Annotated in this window: 20 protein-coding genes; 3 read left to right on the forward strand and 17 right to left on the reverse strand. The window is 35.0% G+C overall.

Annotated features, from left to right (window positions below):
- Nucleotides 1-162: 162 nt before the first annotated feature.
- The 17 genes from KAOT1_RS16050 to KAOT1_RS16130 form a co-directional block, all read right to left on the reverse strand.
- Complete coding sequence (locus KAOT1_RS16050; RefSeq protein ID WP_238528708.1) at nt 163-2,247, reverse strand: bi-domain-containing oxidoreductase; 2,085 nt, start codon at nt 2,245-2,247, stop codon at nt 163-165.
- A 32-nt stretch (nt 2,248-2,279) separates the two neighbouring features.
- Entirely contained in the window at nt 2,280-3,920 is a 1,641-nt protein-coding gene (locus KAOT1_RS16055; RefSeq protein WP_040559619.1) for an SGNH/GDSL hydrolase family protein, read from the reverse strand.
- A gap of 5 nt (nt 3,921-3,925) precedes the next feature.
- The gene (locus KAOT1_RS16060; RefSeq protein ID WP_007095916.1) at nt 3,926-5,365 is read right to left on the reverse strand and encodes an MBOAT family O-acyltransferase; all 1,440 of its coding nucleotides are present in this window, start codon (nt 5,363-5,365) and stop codon (nt 3,926-3,928) included.
- A 15-nt stretch (nt 5,366-5,380) separates the two neighbouring features.
- Nucleotides 5,381-5,932 (reverse strand): hypothetical protein, encoded by a 552-nt coding sequence (locus KAOT1_RS16065; protein ID WP_007095917.1) that lies wholly within the window; start codon nt 5,930-5,932, stop codon nt 5,381-5,383.
- A gap of 20 nt (nt 5,933-5,952) precedes the next feature.
- A complete protein-coding gene (gene wecC, locus KAOT1_RS16070) occupies nt 5,953-7,155 on the reverse strand; it encodes a UDP-N-acetyl-D-mannosamine dehydrogenase (protein WP_007095918.1) in 1,203 nt (400 codons plus the stop codon).
- Nucleotides 7,156-7,160: 5 nt separating this feature from the next.
- Nucleotides 7,161-8,288: a non-hydrolyzing UDP-N-acetylglucosamine 2-epimerase gene (gene wecB / locus KAOT1_RS16075; protein WP_007095919.1), complete on the reverse strand. Its 1,128-nt coding sequence runs from the start codon at nt 8,286-8,288 to the stop codon at nt 7,161-7,163.
- A 39-nt stretch (nt 8,289-8,327) separates the two neighbouring features.
- Nucleotides 8,328-9,587, reverse strand: coding sequence for a nucleotide sugar dehydrogenase (locus tag KAOT1_RS16080; protein ID WP_007095920.1), 1,260 nt, complete (start codon nt 9,585-9,587; stop codon nt 8,328-8,330).
- A complete protein-coding gene (locus tag KAOT1_RS16085) occupies nt 9,577-10,572 on the reverse strand; it encodes an SDR family oxidoreductase (RefSeq protein WP_007095921.1) in 996 nt (331 codons plus the stop codon). The genes KAOT1_RS16080 and KAOT1_RS16085 overlap by 11 nt, the downstream gene beginning before the upstream one ends.
- Nucleotides 10,573-10,677: 105 nt before the next feature.
- Complete coding sequence (cysQ, locus tag KAOT1_RS16090) at nt 10,678-11,475, reverse strand: 3'(2'),5'-bisphosphate nucleotidase CysQ (protein ID WP_007095922.1); 798 nt, start codon at nt 11,473-11,475, stop codon at nt 10,678-10,680.
- Between the two features lie 4 nt (nt 11,476-11,479).
- Nucleotides 11,480-12,334, reverse strand: coding sequence for a dTDP-4-dehydrorhamnose reductase (gene rfbD / locus KAOT1_RS16095; protein ID WP_007095923.1), 855 nt, complete (start codon nt 12,332-12,334; stop codon nt 11,480-11,482).
- A complete protein-coding gene (gene rfbC, locus KAOT1_RS16100; RefSeq protein ID WP_007095924.1) occupies nt 12,331-12,864 on the reverse strand; it encodes a dTDP-4-dehydrorhamnose 3,5-epimerase in 534 nt (177 codons plus the stop codon). Before rfbC ends, rfbD begins: the two co-directional genes overlap by 4 nt.
- 10 nt (nt 12,865-12,874) lie before the next feature.
- Nucleotides 12,875-13,732, reverse strand: coding sequence for a glucose-1-phosphate thymidylyltransferase RfbA (gene rfbA, locus KAOT1_RS16105; protein ID WP_007095925.1), 858 nt, complete (start codon nt 13,730-13,732; stop codon nt 12,875-12,877).
- Between the two features lie 7 nt (nt 13,733-13,739).
- Complete coding sequence (gene rfbB / locus KAOT1_RS16110; RefSeq protein WP_007095926.1) at nt 13,740-14,759, reverse strand: dTDP-glucose 4,6-dehydratase; 1,020 nt, start codon at nt 14,757-14,759, stop codon at nt 13,740-13,742.
- Nucleotides 14,752-15,828 (reverse strand): hypothetical protein, encoded by a 1,077-nt coding sequence (locus KAOT1_RS16115; RefSeq protein ID WP_007095927.1) that lies wholly within the window; start codon nt 15,826-15,828, stop codon nt 14,752-14,754. The genes rfbB and KAOT1_RS16115 overlap by 8 nt, the downstream gene beginning before the upstream one ends.
- Nucleotides 15,829-15,833: 5 nt before the next feature.
- A complete protein-coding gene (locus KAOT1_RS16120) occupies nt 15,834-17,528 on the reverse strand; it encodes a DUF6909 family protein (protein WP_007095928.1) in 1,695 nt (564 codons plus the stop codon).
- Between the two features lie 42 nt (nt 17,529-17,570).
- Complete coding sequence (locus KAOT1_RS16125) at nt 17,571-19,070, reverse strand: GH3 auxin-responsive promoter family protein (protein ID WP_007095929.1); 1,500 nt, start codon at nt 19,068-19,070, stop codon at nt 17,571-17,573.
- 52 nt (nt 19,071-19,122) lie between these two features.
- Nucleotides 19,123-19,995, reverse strand: a complete 873-nt coding sequence (locus KAOT1_RS16130) for a M23 family metallopeptidase (protein WP_007095930.1) — start codon at nt 19,993-19,995, stop codon at nt 19,123-19,125.
- Nucleotides 19,996-20,124: 129 nt separating this feature from the next.
- Between KAOT1_RS16130 and tatA the strand changes: the two genes are divergently transcribed.
- The 3 genes from tatA to KAOT1_RS16145 all read left to right on the forward strand — a co-directional run bounded on the left by tatA (nt 20,125) and on the right by KAOT1_RS16145 (nt 22,254).
- The gene (tatA, locus tag KAOT1_RS16135; RefSeq protein WP_007095931.1) at nt 20,125-20,310 is read left to right on the forward strand and encodes a twin-arginine translocase TatA/TatE family subunit; all 186 of its coding nucleotides are present in this window, start codon (nt 20,125-20,127) and stop codon (nt 20,308-20,310) included.
- A 120-nt stretch (nt 20,311-20,430) separates the two neighbouring features.
- On the forward strand, nt 20,431-21,093 hold the full coding sequence (locus KAOT1_RS16140; RefSeq protein WP_007095932.1) for a hypothetical protein: 663 nt from the start codon (nt 20,431-20,433) through the stop codon (nt 21,091-21,093).
- Nucleotides 21,094-21,198: 105 nt separating this feature from the next.
- Nucleotides 21,199-22,254: a hypothetical protein gene (locus KAOT1_RS16145; RefSeq protein WP_040559620.1), complete on the forward strand. Its 1,056-nt coding sequence runs from the start codon at nt 21,199-21,201 to the stop codon at nt 22,252-22,254.
- Nucleotides 22,255-22,296: the final 42 nt, after the last annotated feature.

The following is a 22,296-nucleotide window of genomic DNA, read 5'->3' on the forward strand; positions in this document are numbered from 1 at the left end:
AAGTAGAACGTAAGGAAATACGCTTATATTTTTCTGTTAACAACGAATTAACTTTATATGCCGTAAATAGTTTTTTGTTGTTAAAATTTTCACATAAAAAAACGCATCAACTGTAAAATTGATGCGCTTTTTAGCTTTTGTATTTATTTTGAGAATTTTTTCCTAGTTGTCTTGAATTAAGAAAGTTGCTCTTGTAGTTTGTACCATATCGTCAAAGTCAATGGCAAATTTGTTGTTTTGAATCGCATCAAACATGTGTAACAATTCTTCATACTGACCTTTCTCAGGTGTTTTAGAAGCCAATTCCTTTACTTTAACGCCATATCCTGTCAATTTGGTAAAATCGTCCATGATAATTGTTTTTGCGTCGTAATGCACTTCTAAATTCTCTTTTTGGTAGCCTTTGTTTCCAACAGCAAAGTATTGCAAACTTCCTACTGAACCATCTTCATATTTTAATAAGATAGAAACGTTATCGTCACTACGAATTTGCTCGTTTTTTGGACTTAGTTTTTCTACACTTACCGATTTGATTTTTGATTCTGTTAAGAACGTGATTAAGTCAATAAAATGACAAACTTCGCCAACTACGCGTCCACCATGTTCGTGTAATGCATCTGTAGCAGGTCTAAAACCAGCATTGATTCGGTAACTTACGAATAATGGATTTTCACGAGTTGTGGTATGTTTTTTTATTTCTTGTGCATATTTGCTAAAACGTCTGTTGAAACCTGTAAGCAATAAGGGTTTGTTTTGAATGCTATCATCATTATAGAAATCAACAATTTTGTTTAAATCTTCTGGAGTTGTTGCCAACGGTTTTTCTACAAATACGTGTTTTCCAGCTTGCAACGAACGTAATGTTAATGATGCATGGTCTTTGTGTTGTGTTGTGATAAAAACCACATCTACTTCAGGATCTTGTAATACATCTTCGATTTCAGAAGTTGTGTATTTTGCATCAAAGTGTGTAGCAACGGTTTTTCCTTTGTGTCCAGTTCTGTTTACGACTGCATAGAGTGAATATTTGTCCTTCATTTTCTCCATGTTTGGCAAATGCATCGCTGTGGCAAAACTTCCTGCACCAACTAAGGCTACGTTGAGTTTTCCTTTTTTGGTATAACTGTTATTGACAACTACTTTGGAGCTAGGTTTTGCATTTACATCATTGTCATACGAAAGCAATACAATAATTGGTTTTTCCGGACTTTGTAAAGATGCATATGCTTCTTCTGCTTGCTCAATTGGATATGTTTTGTTGATTAATGGTTCGAGGTTTACTTTTCCTTCATGTACCATTTTCAAATATTCTGTCATGTTACGATTTTCCGTCCAACGTACATATGCGTATGGATAATCGTGTCCTTTGTCTTCATATTCTCTGTCGTAACGTCCAGGACCGTACGAAGTAGAGATTTTAAAGTCTAATTCTTTTTTATAGATATCAGCACGTTTGATTTCCATTCCAGAAACGCCCACTAAGATCACGCGACCTTTCTTTTTGGTTGCTTGGAATGCTTCCGATAACGGTTCGCTACTTGCTGTTGCGGCTGTAAATATTACGGCGTCTGTTCCGTAACCGCCAGTATAATCGGTCACTCTTTTTACTAAATTTTCTTTGGCAGGATTTAATACGACATCTGCGCCTAATTCTTTGGCAATTTGCAAACGATCGTCGTTAATATCACTAACAACGGTACGAACACCAGAGTTTTTTAAAAATTGAACCGTTAGTAATCCTAAAATTCCAGCTCCGATAACGACACAATATTCGCCTAAGCGTAAATCGGCACGACGCACACCTTGCAAGGCAATTCCACCTAGTGTTACGGTGGAAGCAAGTTTCAAATCGAGTCCTTCAGGAACTTTCATCACAAGATTTTCAGGAACTACGGCATATTCTGCATGATTGGCAATTCCTGCGCCTGCAGCGGCAACTTTGTCTCCAACTTGAATGTTTTGTACGCCTTCTCCAACGGCAATGACAATTCCTGAGTTGGAATATCCTGTTGGCGTTCCGTATTTTACTTTTTGCTGTACTTTAGAGAAAGCTCGTGCAATTCCTTGCGACTTTGCAAGATCGATTACTTTTTTTAAGTTTTCTGGTTGCTTGATGGCTCTCATCAGAAGATTTTCACCACTATTTCCAACACTTTTAAGTTCTGTACCTGCGGAGATACAGCTATATGATACCGCGATTAATACTTCTCCCGCTGATAATATTGGTGATGGCACTTCTTCTGCCATTACCTTTCCCTTTTTTATAATTGCTTGTAACATTATAGATTTAATTCTTTTATGATATATTTTGCTAATTTTTCGTGTGCATCTGCATTAAAGTGCAATACGTCTATTTTGTCTCGTACACTTCCTTTCGTGTAAATTCCGAAATTATCTTTTGTTAAGATATATGAAGCATTTACAAAGACAACATTTTTTTCTTTACAATACTGCTGTATGGTTGCTACTAGAGCATTGTATTTTTTCTTCTGTGGATACGCTGTTTTTTCTTTATCATGCCAAAAAGGAGTAAATAATAAAACATTTGGTTGTGCTGTTTTTTGTGTTGATAAAAAGTCAATTACAGAAAACATATTTTCTTGTATTCGTTTCCATTCAGCATCATTGTATGTGTAAGAGACATGAGGACGTTCTTTTAATTCTTCTTCAAAACTTGGATTTGGTAAAATATTTTCACCTACTTTATCATCATATACAGGTTTTGCTACTAAATCATCAAACCAAACCGTTCCAAAGGCTCCATAAAGTAACACATGTGGTTTAATTGCTTTTACTTTTTTATCAAAACGAACACGTGTTTTTACTTTTTCCCAATCATGAGTTCCTTTTTTAAAAGTTAATCCTTTGTAATGCCATTTACTAGTTCCATCTTCAAAAATCACTTGAAAATCTATACAGTATAATTTTGCCTTTGAAACACCTTCAGCTTTACTCCATCCTTCAAATTCGAAAGTGTCAGTTGGTTTTTCAAGTATAATATTATCTCCGAGCCATTTTGCAGAGGTTGCATTTTCATTAGTAATTTTTAATGACTTCGATCCTGTTTTGGCTATACTTTGATCCCAACCAGATTTGTTATCAAGTTTTTGATTTAATGTTCTCCAATACTGTGGACTGCTAGAATTTACTATAGTTTCTTTTTTTACACCTTCTTTTATTTCAAGTAATGTACCAATTATTTCTGCATTAAGCCACCTTTTTATCGCAGCTCTTTTATTGTAGATGTCAATATTTTCAGTGACTGCTTCATCTACAACAGCGGTTATATTATCATTTATGTTTAGCGGAAATGGTTTGCTCTCAACCGTTGGAGTTTCGTCAACTTTCTCAGTTAATTTTTTAACTTTACTTTGATAGTTTTTAGATTCAATTTTTTTTATGGAAGGTCTTACATCATCTGCCAAGCAATCCCATGGAGTAACAGAAATAAGTAATCGCGTTGCTTGTGTTGCTTCAATTCCTTTTTTTGCAATTATCAATTTTTCAGGAGTTTTCATACCTCCAATAGATAAATTGTAAGTGTTATAGTTTGTTAGTGCCGCTATTTTTCTTGAAACTAAATTTTGATATGCATCTTGAATATCTTCTCCCTGAACCACACGCATTTGAGAAGAACCTACAATCAGTAGTTTGTTTCCTTCTGTTTGTTTTAGATTTTTTAATACTTTATCCATTAACTTTCCGCTAGTAGGGTCAAAAGTCAAGTCATTTTGAGCAATGAGTGAGTCCGTCAATATAGTTGTTGAAGAAGCCATTTTTTTTATGCCTTCATTGAATTCTAGGTACGATTGCGCTTTTGGATCGCTCATAAAAATACTTTTTATCGTAAAAGATAATCCTATGAATAGTGCGACTGCTATGACTGTCTGAATGAGAAATATACGATGTTCTTTTTTCATAGCTGTTAAAATTGAAAGTATATAAATGCCTGATTGTCGTCGCTACCAAATAAAAGTACTAAGAAGATTGCCAATCCAAATAATGCGCCTTGTAAATACGGATTTGAGAACATGTGTCCTTGGTTTTCTTCTACTTCTTTATAATATTTCGTTCCGAAGAAATGACCAATTACCGTAATTCCAAATAGTGCAATAAATGCGATTGGAATTCTGTAATTTATAGATTCTTGGAAAGTAAACATGTTTTGTAATACTTGTGCCGCATCACCAAATGTTTGTGCTCTAAAGAATACCCAAGTGACCATTACAAATATCATGGTTAAAACCCACGCACTTACGGTATAAAGCGAAGTGCCAAATTTTGAAAATTTGAAGTTGTCGGAGTATTTTGTTTTGTATAATTTGTGAATGATTAATGCCGCGCCGTGCAATCCGCCCCAAACGACAAAGTTCCAGCTTGCACCGTGCCAAAGTCCTCCAAGGAGCATGGTAAGCATTAAGTTTCTGTAGTAAAATATCTTTTTAGATACTCTACTTCCTCCAAGTGGAATGAACAGATAATCACGTAGCCAAGTGGAGAGACTGATATGCCATTTTCTCCAAAAAACAGTAATGTTTGTAGCATTGTATGGCATGTTGAAGTTTTCCATCAGGCGAAAGCCTAATAATGCTGCTACACCAATTGCCATATCTGAATATCCTGAAAAATCACAGTAAATCTGAATACTGTATGACATCACACCAATCCAAGAAGAAAGCGTTCCGTATTGATCTGGGTTTGCAAATAACGGATCAGAGAACTTTGCAATATTGTCTGCAATGACCACTTTTTTTACGAGCCCTAATAGAAAATAGTTTGCCGCTAGTTGAAAGTTGATGTCTTTGAAACGTTGGTTTACTTTTAACTGCGGAATGAAATCAATAGCTCGTACAATTGGTCCTGCCACTAATTGTGGAAAGAAGGTAACGTACAATGAAAATTCAAAAAAATCTTTGGAAGGTTTCATTTTTCCGTAGTAGATATCTATTGTATAACACATGGATTGAAACGTGTAAAAGGAGATTCCTACAGGAAGTATGACATCAACAAAGAAATTTGTTCCTGCAACATCGTTTACGGTTCCTAAAAAGAAGTTTACATATTTAAAATATGCTAAAAACCCTAAATTGGTTACCAAACTAATGATAAGAAAGAGTCTCTTTTGCTTTTTAGAGGAACTTTGATGTATTTTTTTACCAGCAATATAATCGACTACTGTTGAGAATAGTATGAGTAGAATGAATATTGGATTCCACGACATATAAAAGTAATAAGACGCTAAAAGCAAGAATATGATTCTCGCTTTTAGTTTTGTGTCTTCATCTTTTATGCTGCCTAGTACAAACCAATATACTGCAAATACGATGGTAAAGAATACTAGAAAAAGAGATGTTGAAAATATCATCTAGTTATAATTGTGTTACTGAGGCAATTTGATATTTCTAACCGTTAGCATTTTTTTGTTAATTACACCTTGGTCATTGTAAAAGTAAAACTTCACTTGCGTGAAATCTTTTGGTAATAATTCAAAATCTTGTACAACGACAACACCATCATCTAAGCTAAATAGTTTACAGGCTGCCGGCACTTGTCTTGATTTTCTTTTTCTGTAAATCGCATCTTTAAATTTTGATGGATCTTTTGCATAGAAAACCGCAGAAACTTTTAAGTCTTCTACTTTCGCATAATCTGTATCAGATTCTAATCCGTAGATGAGCTGGTATTTGTCTCCACCTTTGCTTTCTAAAGAAATAAAATCAACTTTAATATCATCTGCAAAGTCATATCCGTTGTCAAAAACATAGTTCAACTGTGGCGGAACATCTGTTAATTTTGGATATGTTGGCGTTGTTACTTCAGGTTTTACTTCTTCTGTTTTTTTGTCATTTTGTTTTGGTTCTGTTTTCTTTTTTTCGTCCGATCCACATGCGATCAGAAAAAGACCAAGAACTAATACTAATGCTTTTTTCATTGTTTTTTGTTTTTTACTAATTAACTTACGTTACAAAAATCGATAACAGTTTTATTTACTGTTAAATCTTTAAATTCGTTATGTGCCACTAAATATACAATAATATCTGCTTGTGCTACAGCTTCTTGCATATCGTGTATTTCATATTTGTCGTGCGATTTTACGTTTGGCTCAACAGCCAACACATCAAAACCGTCGTTTATTAACGTGTTGGTTACTAATAATGCTGGTGATTCACGTAAATCGTCAATATTAGGCTTGAATGCCAATCCCATACAAGCAATTTTTGCATCTCTACCGTTGTCTATTTTAAATTGTAAAGCAGTACTTTTTACTTTTTCAATAGCCCATTCTGTTTTGTAATTGTTGATTTCTCTTGCCGAACGAATGATTTTCGCTTCTTCTGGAAATTCTGAAACAATAAACCAAGGATCAACGGCGATACAGTGTCCACCAACGCCTGTTCCTGGTTGTAAAATGTTTACTCTTGGGTGTTTGTTTGCTAAATTGATAAGCTCCCAAACATTGATTCCTGCTTTGTCACAAATGATTGAAAGCTCGTTTGCAAAGGCAATTTGCACGTCTCTTGATGAGTTTTCTACCAATTTACACATTTCTGCGGTTTTTGAGTTGGTTTTGTGCAATTCTCCTTTTACAAAATGTCTGTAGAATGCTACTGCTTTTTCGGTTGATGCTGCATTAATTCCACCAATAGCTCTATCGTTATGCTCCAATTCGTAAATTACGTTTCCTGGTAATACACGTTCTGGACAATATGCCATGTATATTTTTCCTGCCAATTCTGGGCGTTCTGCTTCAATTACCGCTTGCATTTTTTCGGTAGTTCCTACAGGACTTGTAGATTCTACTATGACCAAAGCTCCTTCTTTTAAAGTTGGTAATAATGCTCTTGTTGCCGATTCTACATAAGAGATATCTGGCTCATAATCACCTTTAAACGGTGTTGGTACAGCAATTAAGTATACATCTGCTTCTACAGGTGATGTGCTTGCGGTTAAGAATCCATCCTTTACTACTTTGTGAACCAAACCATCTAAGTCTGGCTCTACAATGTGGATTTCTCCTTTATTAATAGTATCTACTACATGTTGATGAATATCAACTCCTGTTACTTTTATTTCTTTACTTGCAATTAATGCTGCTGTTGGAAGTCCGATATATCCTAGACCTACCATTACCACACTTGGTTTGTTATTCCCCATGATTGTTATTGTAATTTTGACATGTATTTTACGATTTTATCACAAGCAGTTCCATCTCCATACGGATTGTGTAGTTTACTCATTTTGTGATAAGCTGATTCGTCTGTTAGTAATTTGTGTGCTTCACTGATAATTTTTTCGGTGTTTGTTCCAACCAATAAAACGGTTCCTGCGTCTACAGCTTCTGGGCGTTCTGTAGTGTCACGCATTACCAATACTGGTTTTCCTAAACTTGGTGCTTCTTCTTGCACGCCACCACTATCTGTAATGATTAAGCTCGATTTGTCCATTAACCATACAAATGCTGGATATGATAACGGATTGATGAGTTTTACATTATCAATATCAGCTAATAATTCGTATACAGGCTTTTGTACGTTTGGATTTAAGTGAACAGGATAGATGATTTGTGTATCAGGATGATCGGTTGCAATTTGCTTTAACGCTGTGCAAATATTGATAAATCCTTGTCCGTGATTTTCTCTACGGTGTCCTGTCACTAATATCAATCGTTTAGAAGTGTCTAAAACTTCTTTTACATCTTCAATTTCTTGATCTTGAAAACCATCTGATTTTACTTTGTCTGCGCTAAAGTGCAACGCGTCAATTACGGTATTTCCTGTAATAAGTATGTTTTCGTCTGCAACATTTTCGTTGAGCAGATTTTGTTTTGAGGTTTCCGTTGGAGAGAAGTGATAGTCACAGATACTTCCTGTAACACATCTGTTGATTTCTTCTGGGAATGGCGATCTTTTGTTGAAGGTACGCAATCCTGCTTCTACATGACATACTTTTGCTCCAGAGTAAAACGCTGCAATACTTGTTGCCATCGTCGTCGTAGTATCTCCATGAACGTATACATAATCTGGTTGAAAATCTTCCAAAACAGGTTTTAAATTCGTGATGATATCAGCAGTTAAACCATATAGATTTTGATTAGGCTTCATTAAGTCTAAATCGTAATCGGGTGTAATTTCAAAAAATGATAGTACCTGATCCAGCATTTCTCGGTGCTGAGCCGTGATACAAACTTTTGTTTCAAAAGTGTCTTGGTGTTTTAAAAATTCCTTTACCAAAGGCGCCATTTTGATGGCTTCTGGTCGTGTACCAAATACAATAAGGTTTTTTTTCATCAGTTTGTTTTTACTCTTTTATATTTAATATTCTAACGGCTATAATCTCTCTGTCACAATTGGTTTTGGAAGGAAATTTTTCGCGTCAAAAATAATACATCCTTCTTTAAAAAAGGGAGTTACGTCAATTTTATTGAAACTTTTATGTGCAACTGCCAAAATAATCGCTCTAGTGTCGTTGGAAATCGACGAAACTAGCTCAATATTGTATTCCTTTTTTACTTCAGAAGCATCTACGTTGTCGTCAAATACTTCCACTTCAATTCCATATTCTTCCAATTCATGCACAATGTCAATGACGCGTGTGTTTCTAATGTCAGGACAATTTTCTTTAAAAGTGATTCCCAAAATGGTCACTTTTGCACCTTTTATTAGTTTTTCTTGTTGTATCATAAGTTTTACAACGCGTTCTGCGATGTATTTGCCCATGTTGTCATTTATTTTTCTTCCTGCTAAGATAACTTGCGGAATGTATCCTACACTTTTTGCTTTGTACGTAAGATAGTATGGATCTACACCAATACAATGTCCGCCCACCAAACCTGGTGTAAATGGCAGGAAATTCCACTTAGTTCCTGCGGCTTCTAATACTTCATGTGTATCAATACCGAGTTTCCCAAATATCAATGCCAATTCGTTTACAAACGCAATGTTGATGTCTCGCTGAGAATTTTCAATCACTTTGGCAGCTTCTGCTACTTTTATGGAAGAAGCTTTAAAGGTGCCAACGGTAATGATACTTTTATAGAGCTCATCAATCGTATCTGCAATTTCAGGTGTGCTTCCCGAAGTTACTTTGGTAATATTGTTTACTCTGTGTTTTTTGTCTCCAGGATTGATTCTTTCAGGAGAATATCCGCAGAAAAAATCGGTATTGAAAACCAATTTACTTTGCGCTTCCAAAATAGGCACGCAAACTTCCTCAGTACAACCTGGAAAAACCGTTGATTCATAGATGACAATATCATTTTTGCTTAATACCGAACCAACTAAGTTAGAAGCGGCTTCTAAGGGTTTTAAGTCTGGAAATTTATGATCGGTAATTGGTGTCGGAACGGTTACAATATACACATTTGCTTGCGCGATGTCTGCTGCTTTGTTTGTGTATTGTAAAGTAGCAGCTTCTTGTAATTCGGCTTCACTAACTTCTAGCGTATGATCTTTTCCTTGCTGTAATTCTTGAATTCGCGCTTGATTGATATCAAATCCGATGACTTGAAACCCTTTTTTGCTGAATTCAACCGCAAGCGGTAATCCAACATATCCTAAACCTATTATGGAAATTACCTTATTTGTCATTTGTTTCCGACTGCTTTTTAAAAAAGTCGTACGTAATGCTTAATCCATCGCGTACGGTATATTTAGGATTGTATTGTAATAATTTTTTTGCTTTTGAAATGTCGGCTAATGAATCACGAACATCACCAATACGGCTTTCTCCATAAGAAGCTTCCGTAGTACTTTGTGTAATTTCTTTGATGTTGTTCCACAAATCGTTTACACTGATGCGATCGCCCACAGCTACATTGAACACTTCATGTTTTGTAATTTCTGCAAAAAGTGACTTTATATTTGCCTGCACTACATTTTCGACAAAAGTAAAATCTCTTGTTTGATTTCCATCTCCATTGATTGTTACTTTTGTGTTATGTATTCCAGCATTGAAAAATAGCGGAATTACTGCCGCATATGCACCTTTTACGTTTTGTTTTGGTCCAAAAACGTTGAAATAGCGCAAACCAACTGAATGAAAATCAAAATGTTTGGAAATGTTGTCAGCGTACAATTCGTTTACATATTTGGTAATAGCGTACGGAGATAATGGATTTCCAATAATGTCTTCTTGTTTTGGTAATGCTTTGCTATCGCCATATGTGCTCGAAGAAGCTGCGTATACCATTCGTTTTACGCCAGCATCGCGCGAAGCGACCAACATGTTTAAGAAACCTGAAATGTTTACGGCATTGGTTGAAATAGGATCGTTAAATGATCTTGGTACCGAACCCAATGCTGCTTGATGTAATACAAAGTCCATTTCGCTAACGGCAGTTTTGCATGTTTCTACATCTCTGATATCACCTAGTATGAATTCGAAATTTGGATGTGATTCAAATTCCTCAATATTGTGTTTGAAACCTGTAGATAAATTGTCTAATACACGTACTTTTTTGGCGTTGTGCTTTAGTAAATATGCTACTAAATTTGATCCTATAAATCCTGCGCCGCCAGTAATTAGAAAACTGTATTTTTCTAAAGGTTCGTGATGATATGCTTCTTGGTACATAGTGCTATTATTCGCTGCAAAACTAGCTATAAATTTTAACACTAGGAAATTATTGACTTTTCTGGGGAAATACCCTTTTTTATAAGGGTTTTATCCCCTTATTTTTCATCCTACTTTTCGAACAAGAAACCACGGATTTAGTAGATTTTCCTTGTTGTATTTTAGTGGTTTGTTCGTTTCTAAAGAATATACTTCGAGTCCAACAGCTTTGCAAATAGCGTGTCCTGCTGCGGTATCCCATTCCATTGTTGGCGCGTATCGCGGATAGAAAGACGCTTTTCCTTCAGCCATGAGACAGAATTTTAAGGAACTTCCTGCTTTGATGAGGTTGACTTCTTTTCCTTCAGTTTCTAGCGTATCAATTAAGTCCAATACTTTTTGGTTGGTGTACGAGTGACTTGACGTTAGTGTAATGGCATCAGTTTCAGAAGCAGCCGTAATTTCTTTGGCATTTTTCAACGAATCATAAGTGATATTGTGTGCTTCTAAATTGAGTTTGAACGATTTTTTTTCCGCCGTAATGGCAAAATAAACCGATTTTTCTGCTGGAATGTAAATGACGCCCAAAAGTGGCTTTCCATTTTCTACTAAGGCAATATTTACGGTAAATTCTCCATTTCGTTTGATGAATTCTTTGGTTCCATCAAGCGGATCAACAATCCAGCATTGTTCCCAGTTTTTACGAATGTCAAAGTGTGCGTGCTCGCCTTCTTCACTTAATACAGGAATGTTGGTACTTTGTAAAGCATTTTGAATGTACAGATCAGCTTTTTTGTCAGCAATAGTTACTGGCGAATCGTCAGCTTTTGTTTCAACAGCTACAATTTGATTTTCATAGATATCCATAATAATTGCGCCCGCGTTTACCGCAGCTTCAATGGCGTTGTATAGATATTCTTTCATCAATTTAGTTGTGATTTTTCATGAGTTGTTGCAAACTTTCTTGCCAAGAAATTGTTTGTATAATATTGCGTACTTTCGTTTTGTCGAGCACACTATATACTGGTCGAGCAGCTTTTGTTTTGTAACTAGCAATGGGTTTTAAGGAAGGTTTTTCCGCTTCAGCGAGATTTAAATTTTGAATAATTTCTTTCGTAAAATCGTACCAAGTGGCTTCACCTTCATTGCTAAAGTGATATATTCCGTAGTTTTTGTTTTCTGTATTGATGATTTCTACAATCAATTCTGCCAGATCGTTAGCGTTTGTTGGTGTTCCTTTTTGCTCGGTTGTGATCGTAAGATTTGCTTTTTCTTCAGCTTTTCGCAAGATGGTTTTGTAGAAATTTTTTCCAAATTCAGCATATAACCAAGACGTACGAATGATGAAATAGTTATTAAATATTTCTTGAATGTTTTGTTCGCCTTTTAGTTTTGATGCTCCGTAAACACTTATCGGATTGGTTGTATCTGTTTCTACATACGGCGTTTTTTTCGTTCCATCAAAAACATAATCTGTAGATATATGAATGAGCGTTACATTATTTTCAGCACATGCTTCTGCCAAATACTTCGCTGCTTCTGCATTGACCAAATAGGCTTTTTCTTCTTCGCTTTCTGCTAATTCTACATTCGTATACGCGGCACAATTTACACAGTAATCAAAATCGTGATTGGAAAAGTAATCGTTTACAGCTTTTACATTTGTAATGTCTAAGTCACGTGACGATTTGAAATGAAAATTGATTTTTGCGTGTTGTGGTTGTATTTTTTGAATACATTGTCCTAATTGACCATTTGCGCCAGTTACTAAAACCGTTTTCATAGCGATAATGATTTCAGGTTTGGAAGTAATTTGTCTTTGTCAGATAGGATGATTTCATCTTCGTTGAGCATCCAATCAATAGCAATTTCAGGATCGTTGTATATGATTCCAGATTCGGCGTCTTTATTGTAAAAGTTGTCACATTTGTATGCAAAAATGGTATCGTCTTGCAATACAGCAAAACCGTGTGCAAATCCTCTAGGAACAAATAGTTGCTTGTTGTTTTCTGCATTTAGAATGATGGAAAAATGCTGTCCAAAGGTTTCAGAATTTGGTCGTACATCAACAGCGACATCTAATACTTCACCACGAATGACGCGTACTAGTTTTGCTTGTGCATGTTCACCAGTTTGAAAGTGCAATCCGCGCAACACACCTTTTTGCGAAACAGATTGATTGTCTTGTACAAAGTGTACATCGGCTGGAAATTTTTGTTCGTTGTAACTTTCCATAAAGCTTCCTCTAGCATCTCCAAATACTTGAGGTTCTATGACAAAACAGCCTGCTAATGGTGTGTGAGTAATGTTCAAGACGTTGTTTTTATTGTATTTCTAAGAGATGTTTTCCGTAACCACTTTTTAGTAATGGTTGCGCCAATTCATCTAGTTGTTTTTTGCTAATAAATCCCATTCGGTATGCGGCTTCTTCTATGGCTCCAATTTTGAGTCCTTGGCGTTCTTCAATGACTTGTACAAATTGTGAAGCTTGCATTAATGAGTTGAATGTTCCTGTGTCTAGCCAAGCCGTTCCTCTGTCGAGAATGCTTACGCTTAGTTTTCCTTTTTCTAAGTATACACGATTTACATCGGTAATTTCGAGTTCGCCACGACCACTTGGTTTGATGTTTTTGGCAATTTCTACGACTTCATTGTCATAGAAATAGATGCCTGGAACAGCGTAGTTTGATTTTGGATGCTCAGGTTTTTCTTCTATAGAAATAGCATTGCCGTCATTGTCAAATTCTACCACTCCGTAACGTTCTGGATCGTGTACGTGATATGCGTAAATGATGCCGCCTTCTGGATTGTTGTTTGCTTGAAGCAAGTTTGCCAAGCCAGATCCGTAGAAAATATTATCACCCAAAATTAATGCGACTTTATCTTTCCCAATGAATTTTTCACCAATGATAAAAGCTTCTGCCAATCCGTTTGGATTTTCTTGTACTTCATAGTGAAATTCGCAACCAAACTTTTTTCCGTCGCCTAGTAGTTTTTGAAAAAGTGGTAAGTCTTGCGGCGTGGAAATGATGAGTATTTCACGAATTCCTGCGCTTATGAGTGTAGAAACAGGATAGTATATCATCGGTTTGTCGTATACAGGCATGAGTTGCTTGCTTACTGCGAGTGTAAGTGGATGCAATCGTGTTCCTGATCCGCCGGCTAATACTATTCCCTTCATTTTTATATTATTTTGTGTTGTATTTTTCCAAATACCATTCAATCGTTTTTAAAATGCCCGATTCAAAGTTTTCTGCGGCTTTCCAACCGAGTTCATTTTCTATTTTACTTGCATCGATAGCGTAGCGAAAATCGTGCCCTGGTCGGTCTTTTACAAAGGTAATTTGTGCTTTGTAAGATGCTTCTTTTGGTTGTAATTTGTCTAGCAATTCGCAAATTGTATTGGCAATATAAACGTTGTTACGCTCGTTTCTACCACCAATATTATAGGTTTCACCAGCTTTTCCGTTTTGATATACCAAGTGGATTCCTTTGCAGTGATCTAATACGTATAACCAATCGCGAATGTTGGTTCCATCTCCATAAATTGGAATGTTTTCACCAGAAATTGCTTTTCGGATGATGGTCGGAATCAATTTTTCATCATGCTGTTTGGGTCCGTAATTGTTAGAACAATTTGTTGTTACCACATTCATTCCATAGGTGTGAAAGTAACTGCGCACGATAAAGTCTGACGATGCTTTTGATGCGCTGTACGGACTGTTTGGAGCGTAGGATGTGTTTTCTGTAAATAATCCTGTTTCGCCTAGCGTTCCGTATACTTCATCTGTTGATATGTGATGAAAACGGCAAGTATCACAATCTTCTTTTACCTGATTCGGTCCATCCATCCATGCTTTTTTGGCAACATCAAGCAAGTTGAATGTTCCAAAGATATTGGTTTGTATAAACGCATCTGGATTTTTGATAGAGTTGTCTACGTGTGATTCTGCCGCAAAGTGAATGACCGCTTTAAATTCATATTTCTCAAACAGTTCTTCTAGTAGCGTTCTATTACAGATGTCACCTTCTACAAAGTTGTAATTTTTATGATTGCGTATTTCTGCAAGATTTTCTTGATCTCCTGCATAGGTAAGCTTGTCAATGTTTACAACCGTAGTATCTTGGTGTTGTTCTAAGAAATACGGAATATAGTTCGAACCTATAAATCCTGCTCCTCCTGTAATAAGTACCGCGTTTTTAGGCATTTAATCGTTTATTTTCTGCGTAAGTGTTTAAGTATTTGTTGAGTTCTCTTAGTAGAATAAACACTAATAAAATGGATAGTGTTAGAATTGGTATTCTGAACAAGTTGCTTTCGTAAAAGTTTTTGATTTTTGCTCCATCAGAGAAATCACTTAATACGTTGATTGTTTTTTGTTGGAATTCTTTTTGTTCAGCAATTTGTAATAAACGAGCAGAGATTTTTTCATCTAAACTGAAAAGTTCTAATTCACTTGTTTTTACCGTTGATGAAGACATTTGAATTTGTGTTTGTGCCTGACTCGTTTTACGAGCTTCACTTTTAATGGCTTCATTATACACGCCACGAAGTGTATCAATAGTACTCAAACGTTTCTTTAAAGCTTCTTCTTCAGCTATTAAGTTTTTAAGTTTAATAGCTTTTTGCTTTTGAATGTATTCGTTTTCTACGTTAATAGAAATGAGTTTTTCTTGTAAGAGTTTGAAAACATTTTTTTTACCTGAGGCAACTCCAATTTCGTGAGTTCCAAAGGTTAATGGATCTACACTCTTTTTGAATTTTTCAAAATCCATTTTGTCGTATACATTGATACTATCCGTTTCCTTCATAAACTTGTCATATGCTTTTAGCATGTCTATTTCAGATACTTTCGGTTCAATAAATATGCCTCTTAGGTTTCCTGCTTGCTCGTCATTGATACCAAAGAGATCTTTGAGCTTCATGGTATCTCCTTGCTGAACCAATCCGTTGTAGTATTTGATGTTTGAATATAATTGTCTGGCACTTCCAAAGTTGGTTTGTACTGTCATATTAGAACCATATACTATAGGTTGTCTGGAATCAAGAAACCATCCAATAGCAACACTTAGTATTCCTACAATGACAAATTTTATAATATGAACTCTAACAATGATTAAAGCCTTTATAATTAGGTCGAGAATAAATAAAAATGTATTTCTCAAAAAGGCAAAGAATCGGTTCATTGCCCTACCTATCATTCTAAACAAATCTCCTAAGTCTACTTCTGTAGATTTTTCAGTTGGTGGAGGAGTATTCTGAATATTTTCACTCATATTCTTTAGTTGTTAAATAATTGTTCTAAAATTTTTCTTGTTATTAAGTACGTAGGTTTTACTCCTGTAGTACCCAATCCGCCAGAGGCTAGTGTACTTCCTGTTTCTAATGGATTATCAGAAGCGTAATATGCATAACGTACTTTTACATCTTCTGAAATGCTTCTTCTAATTTTTGATGCAGATTGAATTGCTTTTTGATAATGTGCACCTTCCATTTCAAGCCCAATTACATTCCATGTAGAATCGTGGAAGAATTTTAAGATGTCTTTATTTTGTAATGAAGTTCCTAAAACCGTAATCATAGAACCTTCAAAAACTTGCAATCCGTGACCTTCTAAGTCTTCTTTTTGTAATTCGTTTTTAAAAGGATAATTGTCTGCCGTTCCTTCAAAAATGTGTGCCGATGGAATCATAATATCTCCTTTTCCACCTTCTAATATTCCAGCTTTTCCCATAATGGAAACCGAAGCCACATTTAGATATTCTTTTTTGGTTTTGTCTTGGCTTGTGTATGGTTTTAAAAACTCATCAATGGTTTCATATGCTTGTTCTCCAAAGGCGTAATCCATCACAAATAACACAGGTTTTTCATCGTCATTAGTAGCGCAACAGTTGTAACTTGTTTTGCTAAAATCAATCTTTGCTGTGTCAAAAATTTGTACGTGAATGTTGGTTCCTGATTCATCTTCAATATAAATCATTCCCTTTTTCAACGCTTCTTTTTCTACTTTATTTCGAAGGGCATTGTTTCCCGAAGTACTCAATGCTTCAAAAATATCAAATTCGTCTGTAGTATTGAGTTGTTTTTGCAACAAATTAGGTGCAAATATAGAGTTCATCACACTGTGCATATTGGCACTGATAATGTGAATCGGTCTGTGTAATAATTTGTTTTCTTTTAATACTCTTTTAATATTGTCTGCCCAAACTTCACCGTGAATATGATGTCCTAAACGTTCGCGCAATACAGGACTAAAGGTAATGGTTCTTTTTTCACCTTTGGTAACTTCTTTGATTGCCAATTTTCCTAACCAATAGATAATATTTAAAAAACGCTCCGGATTTTCTTTGGTAGAAAACGTTTTGTGTGCATCTAAGATTTCTTCAAAAGTTCTTCCCAAAATATTCGCCGTATGCGTAATGGCAACTTCTCTTTCGGCAAGTGTTAGCTTTTTCTTTTTACAAACGGCTTGCTCCAGTTTTTCCCAATCACGTGTTGTTTCGCCATCTTCACCAATTAACACACGATCGCTTATTTTGTGCGATTCGATAAATAAAAACGTTAAGTGCGTTAAAATATCATAGATTTCCGATCGTCCACGTGTAATCTCAATATTCATCTGTTCTTCGTCAATACGATAACAGTTTCTACGTCTTTTTGGTGGAATTATGGCTTTGAAGTGTGAATTTTTGTAGCCTTCATCAGAAGTTAAGTTGATAAAGCGACATTCTTCAATGCCAATTGGCAAACGGTCAATTACATACAACAAACCATTTATTTCTGCCTTTTCTTCTGCAATAGAACCATATATTTCTGGACGCAAAACGAGTAGCGACTGACGAAGTGTTTCTCCAGAAACGCCCATCGGTTTGTAAAAGCCACGATTAAATAAATGTCTCATGGTAATGTACAAACGCTCAATAGCTCCTGATGATTCTTGTGCTCTTGTTCTTTCGTGAATTTTGATTTTACTCATATATGGTTTTTCCGCACAAAAATACAAGTTAATTTGATATTTCTAAGCTTTTTTGTAATTCGTTAGTATTTCTGCTATTTTTCTATCGTTAGACAATCTAGGAATTTTATTTTGTCCGCCCAATTTTCCGATCGATTTCATATAGTTCTGAAAGCCATCTTTTTGAATTTTAGTAATTTGTAAAGGTTTTAATACTTTTCCTTTTATCAAATCAAAATAATAACTGTTTTGCTGTTGCAGCGAAGCATCAATTGTTTTCGCAAATGCTTCTAAATTATCGGGCGCTTTTTCAAATTCTATAAGCCATTCGTGATATGGCAAGCCTTTCGGCGGATTTATTTGTGGTGCTACGGTAAATTCGTTAATGCTTGCACCATGTTTTTGCAAAGCTTCATTTAATGCGTCTTCAACTTCTTTTCCAATAACGTGTTCGCCAAAAGCGGAAATAAAATGCTTGATACGACCTGAAACTATTACTTTATAAGGTTTTAGCGAAGTAAACTCAACAGTATCTCCAATATTATATGCCCAAAGTCCAGCGTTGGTAGAAATTATCATCACATAATTTACACCAAGTTCGACGTCTTTTAAGGTAATTCTGGTTGGATTTTCGTCAAAAAAATCAGTTGCTTTGACAAATTCGTAGAAAATTCCAGAGTTTAATTGCAGCAACATTCCTTTATCTTTTTGTTGATCTTGAAATGCAAAAAAGCCTTCACTTGCTGGATACAATTCTATACTATCTACTGTTCTACCGATGAGGTTTTCAAATTTATTTCGATACGGTTCATAATTTACGCCTCCAAAAATAAAAAGTTTAAAATCTGGAAAAACCTCGCCAATTTTTTTGCCTGTTCGCGCTTCAATACGTTCAAAATACATCTGAACCCACGAAGGAATTCCACTGATAATTGACATTTTTTTATCTAGCGTTTCATCAACAATGGCTTCTACCTTAGTTTCCCAATCGTCAATACAGTTGGTTTCCCAACTTGGCATTCTGTTTTTTTGAAGATATCTAGGCACATAATGCGCTACAATTCCAGAAAGGCGCCCAAGTTTTACGCCGTTTTTTTCGTTTAATACAGGACTTCCTTGCAAAAAGATCATTTTTCCATCTACAAAATCAGTATTTCCAGTTTCGGCAATGTAAAGCAAAATAGCGTTGCGAGCCGCTTCTACATGAGTTGGCATAGATTCTTTTGTAATCGGAATGTATTTTGCACCTGAAGTGGTTCCAGAAGTTTTTGCAAAATACAAGGGTTTTCCTTTCCAAAGAATGTCTTTTTCTCCAGCGACAACTCTATCTACATATAATCGTAAACCTTCATAATCGCGAATGGGAACGCGTTTTACAAAATCGTCATGTGAGTGAATATTTTGAAAGTCATGATCTTTTCCAAATGCTGTATGCGCAGCTTCTTGAATAAGTCTTTTAAAAACTTTTTCTTGTGTTTGCAATGGATTATTTGCCCATTTTGACACTTTTTTTTGAATAATACGCGCAAATGGTTTCGCTAAAAGTGCTTTCAATGATTTCATCTGTCAGTTTTTATTTTTTCAATTAAATCAGATGTAATTAGTATAATTTGTGTCACAGTTTAAAATCAATAATGGATGCCGGATCAATGGAATAGCCTTCGCTCCAAAGTTCAAAATGCAAATGTGGTCCTGTGGTCAATTCGCCTGTATTTCCAACAATAGCAATCACTTCGCCTGCGGTAACCAAATCGCCTTGTTCTTTGGTCAGTGACGCATTGTGTTTATATACAGAAACGAGATTGTTGGAATGTTCAATGATAATTACATAACCTGTTGCGGCGGTCCATTCGGCAAAAATTACCATTCCGTCGGCGGTTGCTTTTACAGGCGTATCTTTTGGTACCACAACATCAATGGCATAATGTTTTTCTTTCGGATTGTATTTCTGAGTAATTTCTCCTTTTACAGGTGGAAACAATACAAAATTCACTTTAGACGTTGCCGTTTCAAACAAATTGTATTTGTCTTCCTGTGCGACTTCTTCCCGAAGTAAGGAATCTTGTTTATTTGGTGTTAAATTAACTTCGTCAGGATCAATCTCAAATGACTTATACAAAGAATCTTTATTGATACTCTCACTTTTTATTTCTCCCGTAAGGACATTTCGAATAGAACTTAAATAGATAGAATCTCTCCGAGAAACTTGCTTTAACGAGTCAATTTGTTCGTTGAGTTCTATTGCTTTTTGTTTCAAAGCCGTAGACGAATACCCTGGAATATATTCTCGCAACGACGTAAATGCAATTAAAAATGTGGTCAATACAATGAGAAGAATCACGGAAAACGTGACCAATACAAATACATTTAATCGCGTGAGTTTAAAAGAAATACGTTCTTCAAAAGTATCTTCATTCAGAATGACCAAGCGATACTTGTGCAAAAGCTTCTTTTTAAGTTGTCGTTTTTTTCTTTTTTCTTTTGCCATGATTTTGATGTACACTACAAACTTAAAAGAAAAATATTAGGAATAAATTGTATCGAAGTGTTTTTTTTGTGCTTCTTTACGGCTAGGTATCTATTTATTTTTACCTTTGTAACTTAAATTTTAATCATTATGATGTCTTTAAATATGTTTTTAGCAATTCCTGGAGGATATTCAATTATCTTAATCGTAGTTGTTGTATTACTTTTATTCGGAGGAAGAAAAATTCCAGAATTAATGCGTGGATTAGGTAGCGGAATTAAAGAGTTCAAGGATGCTACAAAAGATGAAGAAACTAAAAAAGTAGAAAAAGAATAGTTTTTTACTTGATATAGAAATACAAATCCACACTGTAACGGTGTGGATTTTTTTGTTTATTGTAACTAATGATTTTAAAAACATACTGATATTTTGAAGTTGTAATTTTAAAAAAAGCCATTGGAAATCACTCAAAAAGAAGTCAATCAACTTATTGAAACAGAAAAACCAAATACGTTTGGTGCACATTTTCGCGGATTTTTCTTGAATAAAAAAGGTGTTGCAGGTACAATTACTTCACAGGAAACCCAAATGTGGCAACCAAACCAATGGACGATGATTTTATATGCTGTTTTTACTTTTAAATTTGATGAACAACAGCACTTAATTTCAATCGATACTAAACTCAATATCATGGGAAAAATTTTGTTCTTCGGAATCTTCTCAGTATTGTTTTTTCTTTTTATTCCGAAAGATATTGTTGCGTATCAAGATGACAGATTTTGGATCTATACTTGTATCAAAATCATTTTCTTAGTGTTATATCTCATTTGTGGAAAAGTGATGTATGACAGTGAAAAAGAATTGCAAAAAGACGCTATTTTTCATCGATTAGACCTTGAAATTGATGACGAAAATGAAATCAATGAACATTCATTATACAGTTATTTTCTAAGGTTTTTAACCTATCCTTTGGGTTTGGCAACACTTTATACGTGTATTTTTCACTTTTTCCCAACTCACAAATATCTACATGCTACTTTTGGAATGGTCGTCATTTCGGCATATTTTATTACAGATATACTGTTACTTTTTAAACGGAAGAAAACAAAAAACAAGTAGTGTAAAAACTACCGAAAACATATTTGAATTAATTTTTGATCTTTAAACATAAATTTTCGGTGAATACATAGTCTGAATATTCGTGTTATTTTATAAATTCATTCCATGAAAACACGTATTCCTTTCCTTTTGATGATTTTCTTGCTCTTATTTTTTGCTTGTAAAGAGCAAACAAAGACCGTTCCTGAAAAAACTGAAAAAGAAGCACCAAAGACCAAAATTATTATTAACAAAGATATGTTTGATGTTCGGAAACATGTAACTAAAATTCTCAACGACGAAGTATATCCAAGTGATGATGATGAAACTTTTCGTTGTTTGGACGCGATTTTAAAAAGTGATACCAACGAACATGATTTTTATATGATGGTTTTTAGAGATATTATCAAAAAGTCAGATGGCGCGTTGGCGGAAGTTATGGGGCAATACATACTAGATTTTATCAAAGAAAAACCAAAATATTTTGTAGAAAAGTATAAGACATTTGCTAATGAAGAAAAAGAGCAATGGATCGGTTTTATGGCATACGAATTTTACTTTCAGGAAGATTACAAAACGGAAGTCAATCGTTACTTTGACAATATTTTAAGATCGATTGCTACAGATTCAGGAAAAGAAACAATTACGAAACTCCAGGAAAAGGTGATGAATGAAGTAGCAAATATCGATTCTGATGAAAGTGAGCATGACACAAATCTTACTTCAAAACTAAAACAAAAAGTAATGCGATTGTCAGAGTTAGAACATGAATATCAATTGAAAAGTTTGGAAATTGTTCCATCAGAAAAAACGATAGTTTTAGGAGGTTTGCAACGTGTTTTAAAACTGAAAGATACTATTGAATTTATAGATGTTTCGCTGTTTCAAAAAGGAATACACGAAATTCGAAAATCGTTTTTAAAAGGTGCAAAACCAATGGAAGTTAATGGAAACACCTATCCAAGAGTTACGATTGAAGAATACATTTTTAAGACTTCTAAAAATGCAAAAGAAACGTATGAAATGTTGCTAAATTCCAAAGGAAAAAGTTCTGCATGGACATATATAAGTAAAGCGCCGCACAAGTTTTTATTGGAAGAAAATAGACTGTATTTTGTAGGTTCGGGAGGTTTTTACATGATGGGAATGTGTGATGAAATCGTGGAAAAGATAAAGGATTGATACTTTTGTTTTGGAGTCAAGACTGTTAGAATTAGGAATCAG

This window comes from Kordia algicida OT-1 (genome assembly GCF_000154725.1).
Classification (GTDB): Bacteria; Bacteroidota; Bacteroidia; order Flavobacteriales; family Flavobacteriaceae; genus Kordia; species Kordia algicida.

Coding starts and splice junctions, on each gene's coding strand:
- rfbB (WP_007095926.1), bottom strand. CDS start 14,759: ATGCCTAAAAACGCGGTACTTATTACAGGAGGAGCAGGATTTATAGGT.
- rfbA (WP_007095925.1), bottom strand. CDS start 13,732: ATGAAGGGAATAGTATTAGCCGGCGGATCAGGAACACGATTGCATCCA.
- KAOT1_RS16145 (WP_040559620.1), top strand. CDS start 21,199: ATGAAAACACGTATTCCTTTCCTTTTGATGATTTTCTTGCTCTTATTT.
- KAOT1_RS16060 (WP_007095916.1), bottom strand. CDS start 5,365: ATGATATTTTCAACATCTCTTTTTCTAGTATTCTTTACCATCGTATTT.
- KAOT1_RS16055 (WP_040559619.1), bottom strand. CDS start 3,920: ATGAAAAAAGAACATCGTATATTTCTCATTCAGACAGTCATAGCAGTC.
- wecC (WP_007095918.1), bottom strand. CDS start 7,155: ATGGGGAATAACAAACCAAGTGTGGTAATGGTAGGTCTAGGATATATC.
- KAOT1_RS16050 (WP_238528708.1), bottom strand. CDS start 2,247: ATGGCAGAAGAAGTGCCATCACCAATATTATCAGCGGGAGAAGTATTA.
- KAOT1_RS16120 (WP_007095928.1), bottom strand. CDS start 17,528: ATGAGTAAAATCAAAATTCACGAAAGAACAAGAGCACAAGAATCATCA.
- rfbD (WP_007095923.1), bottom strand. CDS start 12,334: ATGAAAACGGTTTTAGTAACTGGCGCAAATGGTCAATTAGGACAATGT.
- tatA (WP_007095931.1), top strand. CDS start 20,125: ATGATGTCTTTAAATATGTTTTTAGCAATTCCTGGAGGATATTCAATT.
- KAOT1_RS16080 (WP_007095920.1), bottom strand. CDS start 9,587: ATGACAAATAAGGTAATTTCCATAATAGGTTTAGGATATGTTGGATTA.
- cysQ (WP_007095922.1), bottom strand. CDS start 11,475: ATGAAAGAATATCTATACAACGCCATTGAAGCTGCGGTAAACGCGGGC.
- KAOT1_RS16115 (WP_007095927.1), bottom strand. CDS start 15,828: ATGAGTGAAAATATTCAGAATACTCCTCCACCAACTGAAAAATCTACA.
- wecB (WP_007095919.1), bottom strand. CDS start 8,288: ATGAAAAAAAACCTTATTGTATTTGGTACACGACCAGAAGCCATCAAA.
- KAOT1_RS16065 (WP_007095917.1), bottom strand. CDS start 5,932: ATGAAAAAAGCATTAGTATTAGTTCTTGGTCTTTTTCTGATCGCATGT.
- KAOT1_RS16125 (WP_007095929.1), bottom strand. CDS start 19,070: ATGAAATCATTGAAAGCACTTTTAGCGAAACCATTTGCGCGTATTATT.
- KAOT1_RS16085 (WP_007095921.1), bottom strand. CDS start 10,572: ATGTACCAAGAAGCATATCATCACGAACCTTTAGAAAAATACAGTTTT.
- KAOT1_RS16130 (WP_007095930.1), bottom strand. CDS start 19,995: ATGGCAAAAGAAAAAAGAAAAAAACGACAACTTAAAAAGAAGCTTTTG.